The following is a 23841-nucleotide window of genomic DNA, read 5'->3' on the forward strand; positions in this document are numbered from 1 at the left end:
CGCTGGTACTATTCCCTCACCATGACCCTTTTAGCTCTTGGCATCAACCACAAAACAGCTCCGGTAGCGCTGCGAGAACGCGTAACGTTTTCGCCGGATACGCTCGACAAGGCGCTGGAGAGCTTATTGGCTCAGCCGATGGTGCAGGGCGGGGTGGTGTTATCAACCTGTAATCGCACGGAGCTGTATCTCAGCGTTGAAGAGCAGGACAACCTGCAGGAAGCGCTGATTCGCTGGCTATGCGACTTCCACGGCCTGAATGAAGAAGACCTACGTAAAAGTCTTTATTGGCATCAGGATAATGACGCCGTCAGCCATCTGATGCGTGTCGCCAGCGGCCTGGATTCACTCGTGCTTGGCGAGCCGCAAATCCTCGGGCAGGTGAAAAAAGCGTTTGCGGATTCCAGCCGCGGCCATCTGAACGTCAGCGAACTGGAGCGTATGTTCCAGAAATCGTTTTCGGTAGCTAAGCGCGTGCGTACCGAAACCGATATCGGCGCCAGCGCCGTTTCCGTTGCCTTCGCCGCCTGTACGCTGGCGCGACAAATTTTTGAATCGCTCTCCAGCGTCACGGTGTTACTGGTTGGCGCGGGGGAAACTATCGAACTGGTCGCCCGCCATCTGCGCGAACATAACGTTCGCAAAATGGTGATTGCCAACCGCACCCGTGAACGCGCCCAGGCGCTGGCGGATGAAGTCGGCGCGGAAGTTATCGCCCTCAGCGATATCGACGAGCGCTTAAAAGACGCCGATATTATTATCAGTTCTACCGCCAGCCCGCTGCCGATCATCGGCAAAGGGATGGTCGAGCGCGCGCTGAAGGCGCGCCGCAATCAGCCGATGCTGCTGGTGGATATCGCGGTGCCCCGCGACGTCGAGCCGGAAGTCGGCAAGCTGGCCAACGCCTATCTGTACAGCGTTGATGACCTGCAAAATATCATTCAGCACAATCTGGCGCAGCGTAAGGCCGCGGCGGTGCAGGCGGAATCGATCGTCGAGCAGGAAACCAGCGAATTTATGGCCTGGCTGCGCGCCCAAAGCGCCAGCGAGACTATCCGCGAATATCGTTCCCAATCCGAGCAGGTTCGCGAGGAGCTGACGGCGAAAGCGCTTGCCGCGCTGGAACAGGGCGGCGATGCGCAGGAAATTATGCAAGATCTGGCCCGTAAGCTGACCAACCGCCTGATCCACGCTCCAACCAAATCTCTTCAGCAGGCTGCCCGTGACGGGGATGATGAACGCCTGCATATTCTGCGCAACAGCCTCGGGCTGGAATAGCGCACATTTCTCTATTTAAAGACAGGGTGAATTCACGCCTATGAAGCCTTCTATTGTTGCTAAACTGGAAGCTCTGTACGAACGCCATGAAGAAGTTCAGGCGCTGCTTGGCGACGCCGCCACCATTGCCGACCAGGACCGTTTCCGCGCGCTGTCGCGCGAATATGCGCAGCTTGGCGATGTTGCCCGCTGCTATACCGACTGGCGCCAGGTGCAGGACGATATCGAAACCGCGCAGATGATGCTCGACGATCCGGAAATGCGCGAAATGGCGCAGGAAGAGCTGCGCGATGCCAAAGAAAAAAGCGAAGCGCTGGAACAACAGCTGCAGGTGTTGCTGCTGCCGAAAGATCCGGACGATGAACGTAACGCTTTTGTCGAAGTTCGCGCTGGTACCGGCGGCGATGAAGCGGCGCTGTTCGCCGGGGATCTCTTCCGCATGTACACCCGCTACGCCGAAGCCCGCCGCTGGCGGGTCGAAATCATGAGCGCCAACGAAGGCGAACATGGCGGATTTAAAGAAGTGATTGCCAAGATCAGCGGCGATGGCGTCTATGGGCGGCTGAAATTTGAATCCGGCGGCCATCGCGTCCAGCGCGTTCCGGCGACCGAATCCCAGGGGCGTATCCACACCTCCGCCTGTACCGTGGCGGTGATGCCGGAGCTGCCGGAAGCCGAAATGCCGGATATCAACCCGGCGGACCTGCGTATTGATACCTTCCGCTCCTCGGGCGCGGGCGGTCAGCACGTCAACACCACCGACTCCGCTATCCGTATTACCCACTTGCCGACCGGTATCGTCGTTGAGTGTCAGGACGAACGTTCACAGCATAAAAACAAAGCCAAGGCGCTGTCGGTGCTGGGCGCGCGTATTCGCGCCGCCGAAGTCGCCAAGCGTCAGCAGGCGGAAGCGTCTACCCGCCGTAACCTGCTGGGCAGCGGCGACCGCAGCGACCGCAATCGTACCTACAACTTCCCACAGGGGCGCGTGACCGACCACCGTATCAACCTGACTCTTTACCGTCTGGATGAAACCATGGAAGGCAAACTGGATATGCTGATCGAACCGATTGTGCAGGAATTCCAGGCTGACCAGCTGGCGGCGCTTTCCGAGCAGGAATGATGACCTTTCGACAGTGGCTTACTCAGGCAATAGCCCGGCTCGGCGCGAGCGACAGCCCGCGTCGCGACGCCGAGATCTTACTGGGGCACGTCACCGGCAAAGCGCGGACCTGGATCCTCGCTTTTGACGAAACCGTATTGACGGCGGAACAGTTGGCGGAGCTGGAAGCATTGCTGGCGCGCCGCGCCAACGGCGAGCCGGTGGCTCATCTGGTTGGTCAGCGCGAGTTCTGGTCGCTGCCGCTGTTTGTCTCGCCGGCGACGCTGATCCCGCGGCCCGACACCGAATGCCTGGTCGAGCAGGCGCTGGTACTCTTGCCGCAGACGGCCTGCCGTATCCTGGATCTTGGCACCGGCACCGGCGCTATCGCCCTGGCGTTGGCCAGCGAGCGGGCGGACTGCAAGGTCACTGCCGTTGATTTTATGCCTGACGCCGCGGCGCTCGCCGCGCGCAATGCCGCCCATCTCGCTCTCAACAACGTGACCGTGCTGCAGAGCGACTGGTTTAGCGCGCTCAAGGGGCAGAGGTTCGCGATGATTGTCAGTAATCCCCCCTATATCGATGAAACCGATCCGCATCTTGCCGAGGGCGATGTCCGCTTTGAGCCGAGAACGGCATTGGTCGCCGCCGACCAGGGGCTGGCCGATTTAGCGCATATCATCCGTGAAGGGCGTCAGCACTTGTTACCCAACGCTTATATGCTACTGGAGCATGGCTGGAAGCAGGGCGAGGCGGTACGCGCATTGTTTAATGAAGCAGGTTATCTCGATGTCGAGACCTGCCGCGATTATGGCGATAACGAACGCCTGACTCTCGGGCGTTGGCCGCACAAGGAGCAAGCCGGCGAATGAATTTATTTACTGCAGTACTCTATTTGCATATTGCCTGCGTGGTGACATCCGTCGGGCTTTTCGTGCTGCGTTACTGGTGGACCTACAGCGGCAGCGCGATGCTCAACCAGCGCTGGGTGCGTATCGCGCCGCATTGTAGCGATACGCTGCTGTTTCTCAGCGGCGCGGGATTAATGGCGATTACGCACTATCTGCCGTTTACCGAAGATGGCGCATGGCTGACTGAAAAGCTGTTTGGCGTTATCATTTACATCGCATTAGGATTTATTGCGTTGGGCCGACGTCGCCCTCGCCGCCAGCAGACCCGGTTCATCGCCTTTCTGCTGGCGCTGGTGGTGTTGTTCTTCATCGTTCAACTCGCCATCACAAGAATACCGTTACTGGGGTAAGGCATGAGGTCATTAGCTGATTTCGAATTTAACAAAGCGCCATTATGCGAAGGCATGGTCCTCATTTCTGAATTGATCCGCGACGACTTTCCGACGCACTTTGTGCAGGATGAGCTGCAGCGGTTGTTAACACTGGCGCAGGAAGAGATTGCCACCTCCTGGGATCAGGAGCGTCAGCTCGACCGGCTGCTGGAATTGTTCTATCACGAGTGGGGCTTCGGCGCGTCGCAGGGCATTTATCGTCTGTCCGATGCGTTATGGCTGGATAAAGTGCTGGTGAATCGCCAGGGGAGCGCCGTGTCGCTGGGGGCGATTCTGTTATGGATTGCCCAGCGTCTGGATTTACCGGTGGTACCGGTTATTTTCCCCACGCAGATGCTGCTGCGCGCCGACCCGGAAGCCAGCGAAGAGATGTGGTTGATTAATCCATTCAACGGCGAGACGCTTGATGAACACACGCTCGAGGTGTGGCTGAAGGGGAATATCAGCCCGGTGGCCGAGCTGTTCAATGAAGATCTCGATGAGGCCGATAACGCCGAAGTGATCCGCAAACTGCTCGATACGCTGAAATCGGCGTTGATGGAAGAGCGGCAGATGGAGCTGGCCCTACGCGCCAGCGAAGCGCTGCTGCAGTTTAATCCCGAAGACCCGTATGAAATTCGCGACCGCGGGCTTATCTATGCCCAACTGGAGTGCGATCACGTGGCGCTGCTGGATCTCAATTATTTCGTTGAGCAGTGTCCGGAGGATCCGATTAGCGAGATGATCCGTGCGCAGATCAACACGATTTCACATAAACAAATTACATTGCATTAGTCTGGAACCATTCCGGTTACACCCTGATAAGGCGATCTTATGAAACAAAAAGTGGTTAGCATTGGTGATATCAACGTAGCAAACGACCTGCCGTTCGTGCTGTTTGGCGGAATGAACGTGCTGGAGTCCCGCGATCTTGCGATGCGTATCTGCGAACATTATGTGACCGTCACGCAAAAGCTGGGCATTCCGTATGTGTTCAAAGCCTCTTTTGATAAAGCCAACCGTTCTTCCATCCACTCCTATCGTGGGCCGGGTCTGGAAGAAGGGATGAAGATTTTCCAGGAGCTGAAGCAGACCTTCGGCGTGAAAATCATCACCGACGTCCACGAAGCCAGCCAGGCGCAGCCGGTGGCCGATGTGGTTGACGTGATTCAGTTGCCAGCGTTCCTCGCGCGTCAGACTGACCTGGTGGAAGCGATGGCTAAAACCGGCGCTGTCATCAACGTCAAGAAACCGCAATTCGTCAGCCCGGGCCAGATGGGCAACATCGTTGATAAATTTATTGAAGGCGGGAACGACAAAGTGATCCTGTGCGATCGCGGTGCTAACTTCGGCTACGACAACCTGGTCGTTGATATGCTCGGCTTCGGCGTAATGAAGAAAGCGTCCAACAACTCGCCGGTCATCTTTGACGTGACCCACGCCCTGCAGTGCCGCGACCCGTTTGGCGCTGCTTCAGGCGGTCGCCGCGCTCAGGTGACGGAACTGGCTCGCGCCGGGATGGCGGTGGGTATCGCCGGTCTGTTCATTGAAGCGCACCCGGATCCGGATCACGCGAAATGTGACGGCCCGTCCGCGCTGCCGCTGGCTAAACTGGAACCGTTCCTGAAGCAAATGAAAGCGATCGACGATCTGGTGAAAAGCTTCGACGAGCTGGATACCAGCAACTAAGTTTCGCTGAGCTGTAAAAAAGCCTGCCGGTTTCGCCGCCGACAGGCTTTTTTTTGGGCTTTATTACTGATTACCCGGTCAGGCAAATATCGTCATCAGGTAGGCGGCGAACAGCGCCAGATGCGCCGCGCCGTTAAGGACATTGGTGCGCCCGGTTGAGAACGAAATGTGGCACAGCACCAGCGACGCCACCATCACCACCATTTCCGGCGCTCCCAAACCGAAGCGGAGTTCATTGCCGGTAAGGAAGGCGATAAGCGTGACGACAGGCACCGTCAGGGAAATCGTCGCCAGCACCGAACCGAAGAACAAATTCATCGCGCGCTGTACCTGGTTGTTCAGCACCGCTTTCAAGGCGCCGAGTCCTTCCGGCGAGAGAATCAATAGCGCCACCAGGAAACCGGTAAAGGCCACCGGCGCGTTCATGCTGGTCAACAGCGTTTCCAGCGGATTAGCGTTCATTTTGGTAACGGCGATAACCGCCACCAGGTGTACCAGTAACCAGGCCGTGTGCCAGCCGCTGCTATGCGCCGAGGGCTTACCGTGATGCGGGTCGTCATCGTCGCTGTCATCTTCATGCTCGTACACAAACAGGCTCTGGTGCGTTTTGGTCTGAATGAGCAGGAATACGCCATACATGGCGGCGGAAATCAGCGCCACCAGTAGCGCCTGGCCGGTGCTGAAATTGGCGCCCGGTAACGCCATCGGGAATACCAGTACGATAATCGCCAGCGGGAAGAGGGCGATCAGATACTGCTTGATACCAAACAAATTCATATACTGCGTGGCGAATTTACGTCCGCCCAGCAGTAAAGAGAAGCCGACCAGACCGCCGGTGACGATCATAATGATTGAATATAACGTATCGCGCATTAGCGTTGGCGCGGCGTCGCCGGTCGCCATTAATGCGGAAATGAGGCTCACTTCAAGAATGACCACTGACAGGCTCAAAATTAATGAACCATAGGGCTCGCCGAGGCGGTGAGCAAGAACGTCGGCATGGCGAACCACGCTAAATGCGCTACTCAGAATCCCGACCAGCGCCAGAATATTAATCGCAACGACCACTGGTAGTGATTGACTGCTTCCCCAGAGAAACAGCACCACCAGTGCTAAAACCGGAAAAACGAGGGAGGTCTCCTTGTGGCGGGTCTTAACCGCCTCATGTGCATGTGTCATGAACCATCTCCATTTATGCAGGTGTTATAATTATAGATAACGTAAGTTGATAAAATAACAGACATTGATAGGTTTAATTTGTATTTTTACTTAAATTTACCACTCTTGCATAAGAAATTCGTTGGTCTGCTAAAAAAGGCTATTACGTATGTTTTATACATACTTTTCAGACGATTACTAAAATTCATTTCTCAATATTCCTGTCATTTGCCAACCCGGGAATTGTGTTCCAGACTTAGCTTTTACCCTGATTCTGGAGGTCATTATGCCTTACCGTAGTAAACAAGAACTTCCCGATAGCGTTCAGCACGTCTTGCCGGAACACGCGCAGGAAATTTATAAAGAAGCTTTCAATAGCGCGTGGGATCAATATAAAGATAAAGCCGACCGTCGCGATGATGCCAGCCGTGAGGAGACGGCGCATAAAGTCGCCTGGGCGGCGGTGAAAAATGATTATCAAAAAGGCGATGACGACAAATGGCATAAGAAAAAGTAATCACTTTTGCGATCTAATTTTTTGTCAGCCCCCTTGTCAACGCTCCGTTAATTGCTTATTGAGTAATAAAGCTGGATAATAATTCAGCAATATTCACGGATGGCACAGATTATCGCCGGGAAGCAGGCAGTGGCGGAGGTAGTAGAAAGTGTTAACTCGTGATTTCTTAATGAATGCGGATTGTAAAACGGCGTTTGGCGCGATTGAGGAATCGCTGCTGTGGTCGGCTGAGCAGCGGGCGGCCTCGTTGGCGGCGACTCTGGCCTGTCGTCCGGATAACGGTTCGGTGTGGATTTTCGGCTACGGTTCGTTGATGTGGAACCCGGCGCTGGAATACAGCGAATCCTGCACCGGTACGCTGCCGGGTTGGCATCGCGCGTTTTGCCTGCGCCTGACCGCCGGTCGCGGCAGCGCACATCAGCCGGGCAGGATGTTGGCGTTGAAGGAAGGCGGGCGTACCACCGGCGTGGCCTATCGTCTGCCGGATGAGACGCTGGAGCAAGAGCTGACGCTTCTGTGGAAGCGGGAAATGATCACCGGCTGCTATTTGCCAACCTGGTGCCGTCTTGAGCTGGACGATGGGCGTACGGTGAATGCGCTGGTGTTTATTATGGATCCGCGCCACCCACTGTATGAATCTGATACCAGCGCACAAACCATCGCGCCGCTGATAGCCCGCGCCAGCGGGCCGCTCGGCACCAATGCCCAGTATCTCTTTTCGTTGGATCAGGAATTACGCAAGCTTGGCATGCGCGACGCCAGTCTTGACGATCTGATTATCCAGGTGCGACATCTGGTCGGCGAGGCGAGCCAACCTGGGCTCGCATAAAACGCCCGGTCTACCGGGCGTGGAGATTCAGGCGGGAACGTAGCTAATGGAGTGCTCGAGGGACTGACTATGGCTGTCGATCAGCACGTTCCAGGTGCCGCTGTAGGGCACGGTGAGATAAGCGCTGTCCCTGTCCTGCACGCTAAAAATATCGGCGTGGCTGTCGCCGGCGGCCTTGGCGCTCATTAAGTGAATATGACAGCGCTCTGAACAGCGCACCACCAGCGTATCACCGCCGAATAACGTTAAACTTGCTTTTACCATTGCCATTTTCATACCCCGTTTCTGTCTCTGAATTCATCAACCCGCGCGTGATATCGTTCACACTTTGCTCGTTGCATAACACCAAAGGGGGAGCATGTGGATGATGATTTCGATCAACAAAATGGATAACGATTAAACAAAAATGACAATCTTCCTGAAAGCGTTCAGCTGGCGTACTTTTGCATCAGCAATGCCCACCAGCCTGACATTTAATCCTGTTAATGACGGTTAATTCAGAAGGTCAGCACTTTATCCGCCGCCAGCGTCCACTGCGCCAGCTCGACCAGCGTTCCCACTTCCACGCCATCTACTAATGGCAAATGGGTGATCCCGCGTCCGTCCGTACAGGTCTTGCAGAGTTTTACCGGCACATTCTGCGCGGTGAGGATCTCCAGCATCTGCTGGATGTTATAGCCTTCCGCCGGTTTCTGTCCGCGAAGCCCGGCGGTCACCGCATCGGACATTAAAAACAGCTTCAGATCGAGGTCTGACTCCTGCTCACGCAGGGCGATAGCCAGGCGCAGGCTATTAAACAAGGATTCACTGCCGTAAGCGGCTCCGTTGGCGACAATCACAATACGTTGCATAAAGACTCCTTTTATCAGGCATGGTTATTGCTTAGCTTTATCTAAAGACGTAATTCGGGAGGGGGTATGAATAATACGACCGGCATGACGCCTGAAGCAATCGGCTGGTTCCATTATGCGCGCCAACTACAAAAACAGCAGCTCCGTAAGCTAACGCAGCAAGGGACGCTGGCGAGCGAAATAAGTGGGTTGGTCCATATGCTGCAGTGCGAACGCGGCGCCTCCAATATGTGGCTCTCTTCCGAGGGCCGCTTGTATGACGCCGAGCGTCGGGCGGGCGGGGCGCTGGTGGACGCGCGCTTAAGCGCTTTTTATGCCGCGCTGCAACCGGCGCGGGAATCCGCCAGCAGCGCGCTGTGTTGGCGTATAGCCAGCGCGGTGTGGTATCTGGCGCAGCTTCCGGCGCTGCGAACGGCGGTGCAAGGCCGCGCGGTGGACGCTCAGGAGGCCACTCAGCGCTTTAGCCGTATTATTCGCCATTTATTGAATATTGTGCCGCAGTTGAATGACACCATAGACGATCCGCAGATCGCCGGGCGCATGGTCGCCCTGTACAGCTTTATGCAGGGTAAAGAGCTGGCGGGCCAGGAGCGCGCGCTGGGAGCGTTGGGCTTCGCGCGCGGCCAATTTAACGGCGAGCTCCGTCAGCAGTTGGTTGACCGCATTGACGGTCAGCAGCCCTGTTTTGACAGCTTTCAGACGCTCTCCGGTCTGCCGCGGGCGCTTGAGCTGCTGCAGGGTTGCGAAGCCGGGCGCGAGATTGAGCAACTGCGGCGCATAGCCTGTACCCGCCAGCCCTCGGCGGACGAAGGGGCCGCGGCGCAGCGCTGGTTTAGCCTGCAAACTGAACGGCTAGAGCAGATGCGCAGTCTGGAGGAGGCGTTGATTGCCGACCTGCTCAGCGCGACCCGGCAACTGCTCGAACGTGGAGAAGACGATATGCCGCCGCTGCAATGGCCTGAAGAAGAGTGCGGCGATAGCCTGACTTTGCGCCTGGATAAGCAGCTGCTGCCGCTGGTCCGCCAGCAGGCGTGGGAACTTGAGCAACTCTCCGGCCAACTGGCCTCGCTGCAAGCCGCGTTTGAGGAGCGCAAGATTATAGATAAAGCGAAATCGCTGCTGATGAGCCATCAGGGAATGCAGGAAGAACAGGCCTGGCAGGCGTTGCGTAAAATGGCGATGGATAAGAACCAGCGGATGGTCGAAATCGCCCGCGCGCTGCTGACGGTGAAAGCTCTGCTGCCGGACTCATCGTCAAATTGAATGCACAATCAGCGGGCAGGCATTGCCTGACGATGGTGCAATAGTTGACGCGGAGAGCGGTAAAACAACGTCTGGCGGGCAATAACACAAATTGGCATCCGCTTTGCATTACTGAACTTGAGTGAATCAACAATTTGAGACAACGGACCAACGGCGGTCTGAAGGTCTTTGGATAAAGGCGTCCTGCGGTGCGAAAGCACTGCCGGGCGCTTTTTTTTGCGCGTTCTGGAGCGGCTATGGGCGATAAAGTTTTCATTTCACGACGGCGCTTTTTGCAGGCCGGGGCGGCGCTGAGCGGCGCTATGCTGCTGCCCGGCGTGATGCAGGCGGCGTGGGCGGCGGGTTCCGATAAGCCGGAGTTGGCCACCGTGCGGGTCGGATTCATCCCGCTAACCGACTGCGCGCCGCTGGCGATTGCGGCATTGAAAGGATTCGATAAAAAGTATGGCATCAGCCTGCAACCAAGTAAGGAGGCTAGCTGGGCGGCGGTGCGCGATAAGCTGGTTGCCGGCGAACTCGATGCAGCGCATATCCTCTACGGCATGCTGTATGGCCTCGAGCTTGGTATTGCCGGCAAACCGCAGCAGATGGCCAACCTGATGACCCTGAACCGCAACGGTCAGGCGATCACCCTCTCTAGTGACCTACAGGCGCAAGGCGTAAGCGATGGTCATGGGCTCAAGCGGCTGATCGACCAAAAAGCGCCGGGCAGCTACACCTTCGCCCACACCTTTCCTACCGGCACCCATGCGATGTGGCTCTATTACTGGCTGGCGAACGCCGGTATCGACCCCTTCGCCGATGTGCGCACGGTGGTCGTGCCGCCGCCGCAAATGGTGATGAACATGCGCATCGGCAATATGGTCGGCTTCTGCGTCGGCGAACCGTGGAACGCGCGGGCGATCAACGATCGCATCGGCTTTACGGCGGCAACCAGCCAGCAGATCTGGGCGGATCATCCGGAAAAAATCCTCGGCGCGCGCAGCGATTGGGTGGCGCGCTATCCAAATACCGCAAGGGCGCTGGTGGCGGCGCTGCTGGAGGCCCAGCGCTGGATTGAAGCGTCTGCCGACAACACCCGCGAAACCGCGCGGATCCTCGCCAGACGGGCGTGGCTCAACACCAAAGAACAGTACCTTAGCGGGCGCATGCTTGGCGAATACGACAATGGCATCGGCAAACGCTGGCGCGACGCTCATCCCATGCGCTTCTTCCAGCAGGGGGAAGCTAGCTATCCGTGGCTCTCCGACGGCATGTGGTTCTTAACCCAATTCCGCCGCTGGGGCCTGCTGAAAAGCGCGCCGGATTATCAGGCGGTAGCGCAGCGTATCAACCGCATCGACCTGTGGAAAGAGGCGGCGCAGGCCGTGGGCGGCATCACTGCGCCAACGCAAACTTTACGCAGCAGCACGCTGCTGGACGGCAAAGTGTGGAACGGCGTCGACCCGGAAGGGTACGCCGCCAGTTTCGCCATTCAACATAAGGGGGCATGAGATGAAACCAGCCATTAACACGCAGCCGCGCGCGCAGACCTCAACCGCGCCGGGCGAAATCATTGTCCTGCCGCCGCTGCAGGTGCGCAAAGCTACGCCGTCCGCCAGGCGCTGGCTGAATGCCGCGCTGCAGCGTCTACTGCCGCCGCTGCTGGGCCTGGCTCTACTGCTGCTCGGCTGGCAGCTGGCGGCGATTGGCGCGAAAGGCTTCCCGACGCCGTTGAGCACTCTGGATTCGGCGCTGACGCTGTTTTCCGACCCGTTCTACCGCGACGGACCGAACGATATGGGCATCGGCTGGAACGTGCTGGCTTCGCTACAGCGGGTCGCGGTGGGCTTTGGTTTAGCGGCGCTGGCCGGTATTCCGCTGGGCTTTCTTATCGGCCGCTCGCTGTTCTTTGCGCGAATGTTTAACCCGCTCATCGCGCTGCTGCGCCCGGTGAGTCCGCTGGCGTGGTTACCGATTGGCCTGCTGCTGTTCCAGAAGGCGGAACCGGCTTCCAGCTGGACCATTTTTATCTGCTCTATCTGGCCGATGGTCATTAACACCGCGGAAGGCGTCAGGCGTATCCCGCAGGACTATCTCAATGTGGCTCGCGTGCTGCAGCTGTCGGAATGGACGGTGATGCGCAAAATCCTCTTTCCGGCAGTGCTGCCCGCGGTATTAACCGGCGTGCGGCTGTCGATAGGCATTGCCTGGCTGGTGATCGTCGCCGCCGAGATGCTGACCGGCGGGTTGGGTATTGGATTCTGGATCTGGAATGAATGGAACAACCTCAATGTGGAAAACATCATCATCGCCATCGTCATTATCGGCGTCGTCGGCCTGCTGTTCGAACAGGGGCTCATATTGCTCGCCCGCCGCTTCAGCTGGCAGGAAAAATAAGGAGTCGCTATGAAACCATTAATTCAGGTACAGGCCGTCAGTCAACGCTTTAACACCGCCAGCGGCGAGTTCCTGGCGCTGCAAAACGTCTCTTTTGATATTCACGAAGGGGAAACCATCAGTCTGATTGGCCACTCCGGATGCGGCAAATCCACGCTGTTGAATCTGATCGCCGGGATTACCCAGCCCACTGAGGGCGGGCTGCTATGCGATAACCGTGAAATTTCCGGCCCGGGACCGGAGCGGGCGGTGGTGTTCCAGAACCATTCGCTGCTGCCATGGCTGAGCTGTTTTGACAACGTGGCGCTGGCGGTGGATCAGGTGTTTCGCCGCACCATGAGCAAGGCAGAGCGCCGGGAGTGGATCGAACACAATTTACAGCGAGTACAGATGGGGCACGCGCTGCACAAACGGCCGGGGGAGATCTCCGGCGGTATGAAACAGCGGGTTGGCATCGCGCGCGCGCTGGCGATGAAGCCAAAAGTGTTACTGCTTGATGAGCCTTTTGGCGCGCTGGACGCGCTCACCCGAGCCCATCTGCAGGACGCGGTAATGCACATCCAGCAGGAACTGAACACCACCATTGTCGTGATCACCCACGACGTCGATGAAGCAGTGCTGCTTTCCGACCGGGTGTTAATGATGACCAATGGACCGGCCGCGACGATCGGCGAGATCCTTGACGTTAATCTGCCGCGTCCGCGTAACCGGGTCCAGCTGGCGGAAGATAACCACTACCACCACCTGCGTCAGCAGATCCTCCATTTCCTCTACGAAAAGCAGCCGAAAGCGGCCTAAGGCGGAATGATGCGGCGACTGGTAATTATCGGCAACGGTATGGCGGCAACCCGGCTGGCAGAGAAGCTGGCGGCGCGCGCGCAGGGGCGTTTCATCATCACGCTACTCGGCGATGAACCGCAGCCGGCCTACAACCGCATTCAGCTCTCGCCGGTACTCGGCGGGGAAAAAACGGCGGCGCAAATACAACTGCTGCCGACGGAGTGGTACGCACTGCATGGTGTCCGCGTGCGGCTTGGCGAGGCGGTCAGCGAAGTGGATGTCGCCGGGCGGAGGTTGCGCGTCGGCGGCGACTGGCTGGGATGGGATGAACTGGTGTTCGCCACCGGATCGCAGCCGTTTATCCCGTCGCTGCCGGGCATTGAGCGCCCGCAGGTATTCGCCTTTCGCACCCTGGCGGATGTTAAAGACATCCTGGCAATCCCCGGCCCGGCGGTGGTAATCGGCGGTGGCGTATTGGGCGTGGAGGTCGCGGCGGCGCTGCGCCGTCACGGTGGGGAAGTGACGCTACTCCATCGCGGTAGCGGTTTGATGGAGCCGCTTACCGATGCTTTCGCTGCGGAACAGTTAAAACAACAGCTTGAGGCACGCGGCATCCGCTGCGTGCTGGAGAGCCGAATTGCCGCTATTGACGAGCAGCATGTGCGGCTGGAAGACGGACGAGCTTTTGCCGCCAGCCGGGTGGTGTTAGCCACCGGCGTGCGGCCGGATATCCGTCTGGCGGCGCGCAGCGGCGTAGCCTGCCAGCGGGGGATTATCGTCGACCGCCGGATGGCGACCTCGCTGCCGGGGATCAGCGCTATCGGCGAGTGTTGTGAGATTGACGGCCAAACCTGGGGGCTGGTGGCTCCCTGCTTGCGCCAGGCCGATGTGTTAGTTGAACGCCTGTGCGGGGCTCCCGGCGAAGAATTCAGCTGGCAGGACGGCGGCACCCGGCTGAAGGTCACCGGCATCGAGTTTTTTAGCGCCGGCGAACAGCGGGCCGGCGAGCAGGACCAGATCTACAGCAGTTGGGACCCCATCGATCGCCACTACCGTCGCCTGCTGATCCGCGATGGCCGGTTGCACGGCGTGCTGCTGCTGGGCGACTGCCAGCAGGCGGCGCCGCTTACCGCGCTGCTCGGTAGCGATAGGTCTCCTTCAGCGGAGTGGCTTTTTGACCCTTCTATAACGCAGCCGCGGGCTGCAGGAAAAATGACGATGACTAAACCTGTATTAGTGCTGGTCGGACACGGTATGGTCGGCCACCATTTTCTTGAGCAATGCGTGAGCCGGAACCTGCACCAGCAGTACCGTATCGTGGTCTTTGGCGAAGAGCGCTATGCCGCCTATGACCGGGTTCATCTCTCGGAATATTTCGCCGGGCGCAGCGCAGAGTCGCTATCGCTGGTAGAGGGAGACTTTTTTAGCCAGTACGGCATTGAGCTGCGGCCAGGAGAGACGATCGCGGAAATCGATCGTCCGGCGCGAATCGTGCGCGATGCCCACGGCCATGAAACCCATTGGGATAAGCTGGTGCTGGCGACCGGCTCCTATCCCTTCGTGCCGCCAATCCCCGGTAACGATGAAGAAGGCTGCTTCGTCTATCGTACGCTTGACGATCTTGACCGCATCGCCGCCCGCGCCGCCACTGCGCAGAGCGGGGTGGTCATTGGAGGCGGGCTGTTGGGGCTGGAAGCCGCCAACGCGTTAAAACAGTTGGGGCTTAAGACCCATGTGGTGGAGTTCGCCGCCAACCTGATGGCGGTGCAGCTGGATAACGGCGGCGCGGCGATGCTGCGGGAGAAAATTCTCGATCTTGAGGTTGGCGTGCACACCAGCAAAGCGACGACGGCGATAGTGCGTACTGCCGACGGGCTGCAGCTTAACTTCGCCGATGGCGGCACGCTGCAGACCGATATGGTGGTCTTTTCCGCCGGGATCCGCCCGCAGGATGCGCTGGCGCGCGGCGCAGGCCTGGCAATCGGCGAACGCGGCGGTATCGGTATCGATGACCACTGCCGGACCTCGGACGCAGATATATTGGCGATTGGCGAATGCGCGCTGTGGGACAACAAAATTTATGGTCTGGTGGCGCCGGGCTACCACATGGCGCGCACCGCGGCGGCGCAGTTGGCCGGCGAAGCCGCCCGCTTTAGCGGCGCCGATATGAGCACCAAACTCAAACTGCTCGGCGTGGATGTAGCGTCGTTTGGCGATGCTCACGGACGTACAGCTGGTTGCCAGAGCTATCAATGGACCGATGGTCCACGGCAGATCTACAAAAAGATCGTTGTCAGCGCTGATGGCAAAACGCTGCTGGGCGGCGTATTGGTGGGCGATGCCGGTGACTACGCGACGCTGTTGCAGATGATGCTGAACGGCATGGCGCTACCGTCTCGTCCGGAAAGTCTGATCCTCCCGGCCATGGATGGGGCCACGACGAAAGCGCTGGGAGTGGCGGCGCTGCCGGATAGCGCGCAGATTTGCTCTTGCCATAACGTCAGTAAGGGAGACATTTGCCAGGCGGTCAGCGCCGGAGCGGGCGATATGGCGGCGATAAAAAGCTGCACTAAAGCGGCGACCGGCTGCGGGGGCTGTAGCGCGCTGGTCAAACAGGTGATGGAACACCAGCTTGCCGGGCAGGGCGTCGAGGTTAAAAAAGATATCTGCGAGCATTTTCCGTGGTCGCGGCAGGAGATCTATCATCTGGTACGAGTCAACCACATCCATACCTTCGATCAGCTCATTAGCCGTTACGGGCAGGGCCACGGCTGTGAAGTGTGTAAACCGCTGGTGGCGTCGGTACTGGCCTCCTGCTGGAATGAGTATCTGCTGAAACCGGCGCATTTGCCGCTGCAGGACACCAACGATCGCTACTTCGCCAATATTCAGAAAGACGGCACTTACTCGGTGGTGCCGCGGATGGCCGCAGGCGAAGTGACACCGGACGGGCTTATCGCTATCGGCCAGATCGCCAAACGTTACCAGCTGTACAGTAAAGTGACCGGAGGACAGCGTATCGACCTGTTTGGCGCGCGGCTGGAGCAACTGCCGGACATCTGGCGCGAACTGGCGGCGGCGGGATTTGAAACCGGACACGCCTACGGCAAATCATTACGCACGGTAAAATCCTGCGTCGGCTCGACCTGGTGCCGCTATGGGGTTCAGGATTCAACGGGGCTGGCGGTAAGGCTTGAACATCGTTACAAGGGGCTGCGCGCGCCGCACAAAATCAAAATGGCGGTCTCGGGCTGTACCCGCGAATGTGCCGAAGCGCAAGGTAAAGACATCGGGGTTATTGCGACTGAAAAGGGCTGGAATCTTTACGTCTGCGGCAACGGCGGGATGAAACCGCGCCATGCGGACCTCTTTGCGAGTGACCTTGATGACGCCACCCTAATCCGTACCGTCGATCGGTTGTTGATGTTTTATATTCGCACCGCCGACCGCCTGCAGCGCACCAGTAGCTGGATGGATAATCTTGAAGGCGGCGTGGCGTATCTACGCGAGGTGATCTTGCACGATAGTCTCGGTATCGGCGATGAGCTGGAGCAGGAGATGGCGCGGGTGGTGGATAGCTACCAGTGCGAATGGCAGACCACCCTGAACGACCCACAGCGGCTGGCGCTATTCCGTTCCTACGTTAACAGCGATGAGGCCGATGAGGCGGTGCAGCGGCAAATCCTGCGTGGTCAGCCGCAACTGGTGGCGCCGCAAGGGCTTGGGCAACCGGCCCTGCCGTCGCGGCCGTGGCAGGCGATCTGCGATCTGGACGCGATCCCGCCGCAGGCGGGGATCGGCGCGCGCCTCGGCGAGCGGCAAATTGCGCTGTTCCGCTTCGGCGAGCAAGTTTATGCGCTGGATAACCAGGAACCCGGCAGCGAGGCCAACGTGTTATCGCGCGGCATTTTAGGCGACGCGGGCGGCGAGCCGATCGTTATTTCGCCGCTGTATAAACAGCGGATTCGCTTGCGAGATGGTCGCTTGTACGACAGCGGCGAGCCGTCGGTGCGCGCGTGGCCGGTGAAGATCGAACAGGGCAAAGTGTGGGTCGGCAACCAGGCATTGCAGCTGCGCGCGGAGGCGAGCTGATGAGCGAAACCCGAACCACCTGTCCATACTGCGGCGTCGGCTGCGGAGTTATCGCCCGCGTTGAACCCAGTGGAACCGTCACGGTTCGCGGCGATGAAAACCATCCCGCTAACTTTGGCCGCTTGTGCGTAAAAGGGGCAGCGCTTGGGGAAACGACCTCGCTTAGCGGGCGGTTATTACACCCTGAAGTCGATGGCCGGGCGGTCGGCTGGCCGCAGGCGCTGGCGGAGGCGGGTTCACGTCTGCGCGACATTATTGAGCGCTACGGCCCGCAGGCGGTGGCGTTTTACGCTTCCGGTCAGCTGTTAACTGAGGATTATTACGCCGCCAACAAGTTGATGAAGGGCTTTATCGGCGCCGCCAATATCGATACGAATTCGCGGTTATGTATGTCATCGGCGGTCACCGGCTATAAGCGGGCGCTCGGCGCGGACGTCGTGCCGTGTAGCTATGAAGATGTCGAGCAGAGCGATCTGGTGGTGCTGGTGGGCTCCAACGCCGCCTGGGCGCATCCGGTTCTCTATCAGCGGTTGGTGCAGGCGAAACGCGATAATCCGCGGTTGCGGATCGTGGTGGTGGATCCGCGACGCACCGCGACCTGTGATATTGCCGACGATCATCTGGCGTTGGCGCCCGGTAGCGATGGCGGGCTATTTGTCGGCCTGCTAAATGCCATTGCCGCCAGCGGTGGAATGGCGGCGGGTTTTCGCGACCAGCGGCAGGCGCTGACCATCGCCGCGCAGTGGAGCGTGGAAAAAGCGGCCGCTTTCTGCGGCCTGGCGCCGGAGCAAGTGGCTCGCTTTTATCGTGATTTTATCGCTGCACCGCGCGCCATCACGCTGTACACCATGGGAATTAATCAGTCCGCCAGCGGCAGCGATAAGTGCAACGCGATTATCAATGTCCATCTTGCCAGCGGGAAGTTTGCCCGCCGCGGCTGCGGGCCGTTTTCGCTGACCGGTCAACCCAACGCCATGGGCGGGCGTGAAGTGGGGGGGCTGGCGACGATGCTGGCGGCGCATATGAATTTTGAGCCGCAGGACCTGCAGCGATTAGCGCGCTTTTGGGGCAGCGAGCGACTGGCGCAGACGCCGGGACTAACCGCCGTCGAACTCTTCGCCGCGATTGGACGCGGCGAGGTCAAAGCGGTGTGGATTATGGGGACCAATCCGGTGGTCTCACTGCCCGATAGCCACGCGGTGAGCCAGGCACTGTCCAGGTGTCCGCTGGTGATGGTCTCCGATGTCGCCGCCAATACCGATACGGGGCGCTTTGCCCATATCCGCTTTCCGGCGCTGGCATGGGGCGAAAAAAACGGTACCGTGACCAACTCGGAGCGGCGAATTTCGCGTCAGCGGGCTTTTTTGCCGCCGCCGGGGGAGGCGAAAGCCGACTGGTGGATCATTTCCCGTCTCGCCGCCGAATTAGGTTATGCCCGAGCTTTTTCATGGCAACATCCGCATGAGGTATTTTGTGAACACGCGGCGCTCTCAGGGTTTGAAAATGACGGTCAGCGGGCGTTTGATATTGGCGGGCTGGCGGACCTCAGCCGGGAGGCGTGGGATGCCCTGACGCCGGTGCGCTGGCCGGTGAGCCGCAGCGCCGCGCCCTGGCGGTTAACGGAGGGCTGGCACGGCGACGGCAGGTTGCGGATGGTGCCGGTGTCGCCGCAGCCGACCCGGGCGCAGACCGAGGCATTTTATCCATTAATCCTCAATAGCGGACGTATTCGCGATCAGTGGCATACCATGACCCGCACCGGCGATATACCGCGGTTGATGCAGCACATTGCCGAACCAGTCGTCGAGGTGGCGCCTGCCGATGCGCGTCGCTTTCAATTACGTGAGGGAGAACTGGCTCGCGTCTGGTCGCGCCACGGCGTGATGATTGCGAAGGTGATAGTCAGCGAAGGGCAGCGCGCCGGTTCGCTCTTTGTGCCGATGCACTGGAATAATCAGTTTGCCCGCCAGGGACGGGTCAATAATTTACTGGCGGCGGTCACCGATCCGCATTCCGGGCAGCCGGAGAGCAAGCAGTCGGCGGTGGCGATAGCGCCGTGGCGGCCGGCGTGGCAAGGGGAGCTATTATCTCGCGAGCCCTTACCGTTGCCATCCTCGCTGCACTGGCGGCGACGGGCGGTGGTAGGGCTTAGCCATTTGTCGCTGGCCGCGGATACCGGCCCGCAAAGCTGGCTGACCGAGTGGTGTCGCAAGCAGGGATGGCAGTTGCAAATTGCCGAGGGCGGCGGGCTGTGGAACCTACTGGCCTGGCACGACGGGCAATTGATGCTCGGCTGCTGGAGCGATATTAAGCCGCCGCAAATCGATGCTGAATGGCTGTATACGGCGTTTCGGACGCCGCCGCAGACCGCCGGCCTACGCCATGCGTTGCTCAGCGGCCGTAAGGGTGGCGACAGCGCGCCGCGTGGGCAGACTATCTGTAGTTGCTTTAGTATCGGCGAGCGGCAGATCGGCGAGGCTATTGCCGGCGGCTGCGTCAGCGTAGAGGCGCTTGGCGCGAAGCTCAAGTGTGGCACCAACTGTGGTTCCTGTATTCCGGAACTCAAAGCGCTGCTGGCGGCAAATCAAACCCGAACGCCGGTTTGATGATCGGGGACAGCAAACGTCAACCGGTTTCAGTTTATTCCTGGAATGGCCCACAGGGCTGCGGGGAAGGGCAAAAAACGATAAACTAGCGTGATGTTGTTATTCCCCGTGAGCTTACGTTAATCCGTTTGATGCCTTTGCCGTACCGCTTAACCCCATCACTGACGTTTCTCCTGCTGCTGACAGGCGCTCCCGCCTGGGCGCTGATTGCTAACGATAACAGTATGCCGCCGCAAACGACGCTGCCCGATTTAGGCATAGCGCCGCAGGTCGACGACGATGCCAAACATTTCGCCGAGATGGCCAAGAAATTCGGCGAAGCCAGCATGAGCGATAACGGACTCACCACCGGCGAGCAGGCGCGGATGTTCGCCATCAGCAAAATAGGCAATGAGTTCAGCCATCAACTGGAAAACTGGCTGTCGCCGTGGGGTAATGCCAATATCGACCTGTTGGTGGATAAAGAGGGTAACTTCACCGGCAGCAAGGGTAGCTGGTTTGTGCCGCTGCAGGACAATGAGCGTTACCTCACCTGGAATCAATATTCGGTTACCCGGCGCGAGAACGATCTGGTTGGCAATGTTGGGCTGGGCCAGCGCTGGCGTGTCGGTAGCTGGCTGCTGGGTTATAACTCGTTTTACGACAAAGTGCTCAGCGAGAGCCTGGCGCGCGGCAGCATCGGCGCGGAAGCCTGGGGCGAGTATTTGCGCTTATCGGCCAACTATTACCACCCACTTGGCGACTGGCAGTTGCGGGAAAATCAGACCCAGGAGCAGCGGATGGCCGTCGGTTATGACGTGACTGCCCAGGCACGATTGCCGTTTTATCAGCACATCAATACCAGCGTCAGCGTCGAACAGTACTTCGGCGATAGCGTCGATCTGTTTCATTCCGGTACCGGATACCATAATCCGGTGGCGGTTTCGGTGGGACTGAATTACACCCCGGTACCGTTGGTGACGGTCACCGCTAAACACAAACAGGGTGAAAATGGCGTCAGCCAGAATAATGTCGGCCTGAAGCTGAATTATCGTTTTGGGGTTCCGCTGAAGCAGCAACTGGCGGCGGATGAAGTGGCTATCAGCAACTCGCTACGCGGCAGCCGCTACGATAGTCCGGAACGCGATAATCTGCCGGTAGTGGAGTATCGACAGCGTAAGAATCTGACGGTCTATCTGGCGACGCCGCCGTGGGATCTGCACTCCGGCGAAACGGTACAGCTGAAGTTGCAAATTAATAGCCTGCACGGCATTAAATCGTTGCATTGGCAGGGGGACACTCAGGCGCTAAGCCTGACGCCGCCGGTTAATGCCAACAGTGCGGATGGCTGGAGCATCATTATGCCGGTGTGGAACAGCGAGCCGGGCGCGGTGAATCGCTGGCGTCTGTCGGTGGTGGTTGAAGATAAATCGGGTCAGCGCGTCTCTTCCAATGAGATCGCACTGGCGCTGACCGAACCGCTGGTGACGTTTACGGCTCCCGACGTTTCCTGGACGGAATCGCCTTAGAAGATCCGTTCCTGGTGAACCCAGACGGCGGCTTCAACCCGTGATTTCAGCTTCATTTTCTTCAGCATGTGTTTCACATGCACTTTAACGGTGCTTTCGGTGATATCCAGGCGGCGGGCAATCATTTTGTTCGGCAGGCCCTGGGCAATCAGCTTCAGAATATCACGCTCGCGCGGGGTCAACTGGCTGATGTCGCGGTCGGACGTGGCGCGATTAGCGCGCAGGCTGGCGGCCAGTACCGGGGTTAACGCTTCGCTTAATACCATTTCGCCTGCAGCGGCCTGCTGCAGCGCTTTCAGCAGATCTTCTGGTTCCATATCTTTCAGCAGGTAGCCGTCGGCGCCGCGTTTCAGGGCGGTCACTACGTCCTCTTCATGATTGGAGACGCTGAATACCACCACGCGGCCGGAGAGCGATTTTTCCCGCAGCTTGTCGAGCGTTTCGAGGCCGTTCATCCCTGGCATATTAAGGTCCAGTAGAATCAGGTCCGGATCCAGCGATTCCGCCAGTTCGATACCTTGTTCGCCATTACTGGCTTCGCCGATAACCTGAATGTCCGGCGCCATGCTAACCAGTTGCTTTACGCCAGTGCGCAGCATGGGATGATCATCAATGAGAAGGATGGTTGCCCGTTCCTGTTGACTCATAGGGGTCTCCTTATTGGATTGAAAACGATTTTTCCGGGATAAATGTCACCACGACTTCGGTACCGCCGGTCTCCCGGCGGCGCACCTGACAGTCGCCGCGCAAGCTTTGCGCGCGATCCCGCATAATAATTAAACCGTAATGGTTACTTCGCTCCGCGTTTTCCGGTACGCCGCGGCCGTTATCGGCAACGACTAAACGTACCTGATTATCGCGTTGTGACACGGTCACGGTGACTTCCGTCGCGTTAGCATGCTTCAACGCATTGCTTAACGCCTCGCGGGCGATCTGCAGCAGGTGAATCGCCTGATGCGACGGGACAAAACGCGGCGGCAACTGATAATCCAGTTGTACCGTGAAACCAAAGTGCGCGCTGTACTCCTGACAACTGGCCTCCAGCGCCGGGCGCAGACCCGCCTCGGTAAGCTGCAGGCGGAAGGTGGTTAACAGCTCCCTTAGCTGCGCCCATGAGGTATTGAGTTCGTTGCGGATCTGCCCCAACAGCAGCCGGCATTCATCCGGCAGGCTATCGCCCTGCATCTGCAGACAGCTCACCTGCATCTTCATGCACGAGAGTGACTGGGCAATAGAGTCGTGAAGCTCGCGGGCGATGGTGGCGCGTTCTTCCATCACGATGAGCTGCTGCTGTTTTTCCTGATGGCGATCCAGCGCCAGGGTGCTGGTCAGCTGTTCCACCAGCGTATCCACCAGTTGCTGTTGGTCGTGGCTCAGGTGGCGGCCAACCGGCAGCGTGGCCAGCAGGATGCCATACTGGTTATGCGCGTCTGATAGCCGCCATTTCAGCGTTGTGCCGCCATCCGGCAGCGGGGGAAGATCGCGCGGACACAGATAGCAGCCTTTATCATCGCATTCGATATCGGAGTGGCAGGCAAACTCCTGATGATTGTCTTCATCCTCGAGGTCATACACCCGCACTTCAATATCTCGTAACAGCGTCAGCCCCTGCAGACCGTTCAGCACCGGTGAGATGCGCTCGCACAGCGGGGCGCTGGAGTGTAACCGACGGTTGGCCTGCCATAAAAAGGCCAGGATCTCGTTTTTCTGCTCGAGCCCGGCGGTCTTTTCCTGTACCCGCCGTTCAAGCACGGCGTAGCTTTCCGCCAGCTCTTCCGACATGTTATTCAATGCCATGCCGAGGGTCGCCATTTCGTTGCGACCGCTGATGTGCGCGCGCTGGGTAAAATCGCGCTGGCTGACCGCCCGCGCCATACCCAGTAACTGTTTCCATGGCCGCAGCAGGCGGGCGCGCAGCCAGATAATGGTAAAGATCAGCAGCAGCGCCATGCCGATGGCGAGGATGCGGTGGATCCAGACCACGCGCTCGATACGCTGTTCGGTGGTGTGGTCGAAAGCGGTAACCAACTGGTCAATACGGTCGACAAAGTCGGCGACATCCTGTGCCACATCGCTTTGCCTGACGGCCTGTTTCATGCCCGGTCCCAGCGACAACTGCCAATATTGCTGCAGCGCTTTCAGCTGTACTTCCTGGCCGTCACGACGCGCGGAGTATTGCAACTCCGGGCTGAAAACGGTAGCGGTCATATCGTCAAACAGCTTTTGATCGTTGGCCGTCAGCGGAATAGCCGCCAGCAGGCGGTAACTCTGCATACGCAACGAGCCTGCCTTGTTAATGGCGTGGGCGCTGCCCTGCACTCCATGCACCAGGCGGGCGGATATCGCCATACCGGCCACGCCGATGATGGTGGCGAGCAGTACGATTAACGCCAGCTGATTAACCAATGTGAGCGGCGTAAACAAACGTTTTAACATGGAATGGGTGGCTCCTGATGGGTCATCTCTCCGGGAGTGGCGCTTATTCTCGGCTATCCCCTGGAGTATAC

General features: G+C 58.7%; 20 protein-coding genes. 15 read left to right on the plus strand and 5 right to left on the minus strand.

The window, feature by feature from the left end; genetic code table 11:
- Positions 1–21: 21 nt before the first annotated feature.
- Genes hemA through kdsA form a run of 6 tightly spaced genes read left to right on the plus strand, consistent with a single transcriptional unit; the run spans position 22 to position 5351 of the window.
- Complete coding sequence (gene hemA / locus ABLU78_RS05360) at positions 22–1278, plus strand: glutamyl-tRNA reductase (protein ID WP_015367110.1); 1257 nt, start codon at positions 22–24, stop codon at positions 1276–1278.
- A 40-nt stretch (positions 1279–1318) separates the two neighbouring features.
- A complete protein-coding gene (gene prfA, locus ABLU78_RS05365; protein WP_015367109.1) occupies positions 1319–2401 on the plus strand; it encodes a peptide chain release factor 1 in 1083 nt (360 codons plus the stop codon).
- Entirely contained in the window at positions 2401–3252 is an 852-nt protein-coding gene (gene prmC / locus ABLU78_RS05370; protein WP_348820227.1) for a peptide chain release factor N(5)-glutamine methyltransferase, read from the plus strand. Before prfA ends, prmC begins: the two co-directional genes overlap by 1 nt.
- On the plus strand, positions 3249–3641 hold the full coding sequence (gene sirB2 / locus ABLU78_RS05375; protein WP_015367107.1) for an invasion regulator SirB2: 393 nt from the start codon (positions 3249–3251) through the stop codon (positions 3639–3641). The genes prmC and sirB2 overlap by 4 nt, the downstream gene beginning before the upstream one ends.
- 3 nt (positions 3642–3644) lie before the next feature.
- Positions 3645–4457: an invasion regulator SirB1 gene (gene sirB1, locus ABLU78_RS05380; RefSeq protein WP_015367106.1), complete on the plus strand. Its 813-nt coding sequence runs from the start codon at positions 3645–3647 to the stop codon at positions 4455–4457.
- A gap of 39 nt (positions 4458–4496) precedes the next feature.
- Positions 4497–5351: a 3-deoxy-8-phosphooctulonate synthase gene (gene kdsA / locus ABLU78_RS05385; RefSeq protein WP_015367105.1), complete on the plus strand. Its 855-nt coding sequence runs from the start codon at positions 4497–4499 to the stop codon at positions 5349–5351.
- 78 nt (positions 5352–5429) lie between these two features.
- Here kdsA and chaA read toward each other — a convergent pair whose 3' ends face one another.
- Positions 5430–6530: a sodium-potassium/proton antiporter ChaA gene (gene chaA, locus ABLU78_RS05390; protein WP_015367104.1), complete on the minus strand. Its 1101-nt coding sequence runs from the start codon at positions 6528–6530 to the stop codon at positions 5430–5432.
- A gap of 265 nt (positions 6531–6795) precedes the next feature.
- Between chaA and chaB the strand changes: the two genes are divergently transcribed.
- Entirely contained in the window at positions 6796–7026 is a 231-nt protein-coding gene (gene chaB / locus ABLU78_RS05395; RefSeq protein WP_015367102.1) for a putative cation transport regulator ChaB, read from the plus strand.
- A 148-nt stretch (positions 7027–7174) separates the two neighbouring features.
- Positions 7175–7855: a gamma-glutamylcyclotransferase gene (locus ABLU78_RS05400; protein WP_015705085.1), complete on the plus strand. Its 681-nt coding sequence runs from the start codon at positions 7175–7177 to the stop codon at positions 7853–7855.
- A gap of 27 nt (positions 7856–7882) precedes the next feature.
- Here ABLU78_RS05400 and ABLU78_RS05405 read toward each other — a convergent pair whose 3' ends face one another.
- Together ABLU78_RS05405 and ABLU78_RS05410 are read right to left on the minus strand one after the other, a co-directional pair.
- A complete protein-coding gene (locus ABLU78_RS05405) occupies positions 7883–8125 on the minus strand; it encodes a DUF1883 domain-containing protein (RefSeq protein WP_015705086.1) in 243 nt (80 codons plus the stop codon).
- A 227-nt stretch (positions 8126–8352) separates the two neighbouring features.
- The gene (locus tag ABLU78_RS05410) at positions 8353–8706 is read right to left on the minus strand and encodes a DsrE/DsrF/TusD sulfur relay family protein (protein WP_015367099.1); all 354 of its coding nucleotides are present in this window, start codon (positions 8704–8706) and stop codon (positions 8353–8355) included.
- A 66-nt stretch (positions 8707–8772) separates the two neighbouring features.
- Between ABLU78_RS05410 and nasR the strand changes: the two genes are divergently transcribed.
- The 7 genes from nasR (at position 8773) to ABLU78_RS05445 (ending at position 21334) form a co-directional block, all read left to right on the plus strand.
- On the plus strand, positions 8773–9969 hold the full coding sequence (gene nasR, locus ABLU78_RS05415; RefSeq protein ID WP_048228660.1) for a nitrate regulatory protein NasR: 1197 nt from the start codon (positions 8773–8775) through the stop codon (positions 9967–9969).
- 236 nt (positions 9970–10205) lie between these two features.
- Positions 10206–11462, plus strand: a complete 1257-nt coding sequence (locus ABLU78_RS05420) for a CmpA/NrtA family ABC transporter substrate-binding protein (protein WP_047046044.1) — start codon at positions 10206–10208, stop codon at positions 11460–11462.
- A 1-nt stretch (position 11463) separates the two neighbouring features.
- A complete protein-coding gene (gene ntrB, locus ABLU78_RS05425) occupies positions 11464–12348 on the plus strand; it encodes a nitrate ABC transporter permease (protein ID WP_048228661.1) in 885 nt (294 codons plus the stop codon).
- Positions 12349–12357: 9 nt separating this feature from the next.
- Complete coding sequence (locus tag ABLU78_RS05430) at positions 12358–13146, plus strand: ABC transporter ATP-binding protein (RefSeq protein WP_015367094.1); 789 nt, start codon at positions 12358–12360, stop codon at positions 13144–13146.
- 6 nt (positions 13147–13152) lie between these two features.
- A complete protein-coding gene (gene nirB, locus ABLU78_RS05435; RefSeq protein WP_162866947.1) occupies positions 13153–17220 on the plus strand; it encodes a nitrite reductase large subunit NirB in 4068 nt (1355 codons plus the stop codon).
- Positions 17220–19826: a nitrate reductase gene (locus ABLU78_RS05440; protein WP_048228662.1), complete on the plus strand. Its 2607-nt coding sequence runs from the start codon at positions 17220–17222 to the stop codon at positions 19824–19826. The genes nirB and ABLU78_RS05440 overlap by 1 nt, the downstream gene beginning before the upstream one ends.
- A 131-nt stretch (positions 19827–19957) precedes the next feature.
- A complete protein-coding gene (locus tag ABLU78_RS05445; protein WP_032707794.1) occupies positions 19958–21334 on the plus strand; it encodes a YchO/YchP family invasin in 1377 nt (458 codons plus the stop codon).
- On the opposite strand, the gene narL is transcribed toward ABLU78_RS05445, so the two are convergent.
- Positions 21331–21981 carry a two-component system response regulator NarL gene (gene narL / locus ABLU78_RS05450; RefSeq protein ID WP_015705094.1) on the minus strand — a complete coding sequence of 217 codons (651 nt, stop codon included), beginning with the start codon at positions 21979–21981 and terminating at the stop codon, positions 21331–21333. The two genes, ABLU78_RS05445 and narL, sit on opposite strands and share 4 nt — an antisense overlap.
- A gap of 10 nt (positions 21982–21991) precedes the next feature.
- Positions 21992–23770, minus strand: coding sequence for a nitrate/nitrite two-component system sensor histidine kinase NarX (gene narX / locus ABLU78_RS05455; RefSeq protein WP_048228663.1), 1779 nt, complete (start codon positions 23768–23770; stop codon positions 21992–21994).
- Positions 23771–23841 lie beyond the last annotated feature (71 nt).

Source organism: Klebsiella sp. JN_Kp122 (assembly GCF_040062085.1).
Taxonomy (GTDB): domain Bacteria; phylum Pseudomonadota; class Gammaproteobacteria; order Enterobacterales; family Enterobacteriaceae; genus Klebsiella; species Klebsiella aerogenes.

Excerpts from the sequence above, each read along its gene's own strand:
- chaB (WP_015367102.1), top strand. The coding sequence starts at position 6,796 with ATGCCTTACCGTAGTAAACAAGAACTTCCCGATAGCGTTCAGCACGTC.
- kdsA (WP_015367105.1), top strand. The coding sequence starts at position 4,497 with ATGAAACAAAAAGTGGTTAGCATTGGTGATATCAACGTAGCAAACGAC.
- ABLU78_RS05405 (WP_015705086.1), bottom strand. The coding sequence starts at position 8,125 with ATGGCAATGGTAAAAGCAAGTTTAACGTTATTCGGCGGTGATACGCTG.
- sirB2 (WP_015367107.1), top strand. The coding sequence starts at position 3,249 with ATGAATTTATTTACTGCAGTACTCTATTTGCATATTGCCTGCGTGGTG.
- nirB (WP_162866947.1), top strand. The coding sequence starts at position 13,153 with ATGATGCGGCGACTGGTAATTATCGGCAACGGTATGGCGGCAACCCGG.
- ntrB (WP_048228661.1), top strand. The coding sequence starts at position 11,464 with ATGAAACCAGCCATTAACACGCAGCCGCGCGCGCAGACCTCAACCGCG.
- ABLU78_RS05440 (WP_048228662.1), top strand. The coding sequence starts at position 17,220 with ATGAGCGAAACCCGAACCACCTGTCCATACTGCGGCGTCGGCTGCGGA.
- ABLU78_RS05445 (WP_032707794.1), top strand. The coding sequence starts at position 19,958 with ATGCCTTTGCCGTACCGCTTAACCCCATCACTGACGTTTCTCCTGCTG.
- narX (WP_048228663.1), bottom strand. The coding sequence starts at position 23,770 with ATGTTAAAACGTTTGTTTACGCCGCTCACATTGGTTAATCAGCTGGCG.
- ABLU78_RS05410 (WP_015367099.1), bottom strand. The coding sequence starts at position 8,706 with ATGCAACGTATTGTGATTGTCGCCAACGGAGCCGCTTACGGCAGTGAA.
- ABLU78_RS05420 (WP_047046044.1), top strand. The coding sequence starts at position 10,206 with ATGGGCGATAAAGTTTTCATTTCACGACGGCGCTTTTTGCAGGCCGGG.
- nasR (WP_048228660.1), top strand. The coding sequence starts at position 8,773 with ATGAATAATACGACCGGCATGACGCCTGAAGCAATCGGCTGGTTCCAT.
- narL (WP_015705094.1), bottom strand. The coding sequence starts at position 21,981 with ATGAGTCAACAGGAACGGGCAACCATCCTTCTCATTGATGATCATCCC.
- ABLU78_RS05430 (WP_015367094.1), top strand. The coding sequence starts at position 12,358 with ATGAAACCATTAATTCAGGTACAGGCCGTCAGTCAACGCTTTAACACC.
- chaA (WP_015367104.1), bottom strand. The coding sequence starts at position 6,530 with ATGACACATGCACATGAGGCGGTTAAGACCCGCCACAAGGAGACCTCC.
- hemA (WP_015367110.1), top strand. The coding sequence starts at position 22 with ATGACCCTTTTAGCTCTTGGCATCAACCACAAAACAGCTCCGGTAGCG.
- prmC (WP_348820227.1), top strand. The coding sequence starts at position 2,401 with ATGACCTTTCGACAGTGGCTTACTCAGGCAATAGCCCGGCTCGGCGCG.
- prfA (WP_015367109.1), top strand. The coding sequence starts at position 1,319 with ATGAAGCCTTCTATTGTTGCTAAACTGGAAGCTCTGTACGAACGCCAT.
- sirB1 (WP_015367106.1), top strand. The coding sequence starts at position 3,645 with ATGAGGTCATTAGCTGATTTCGAATTTAACAAAGCGCCATTATGCGAA.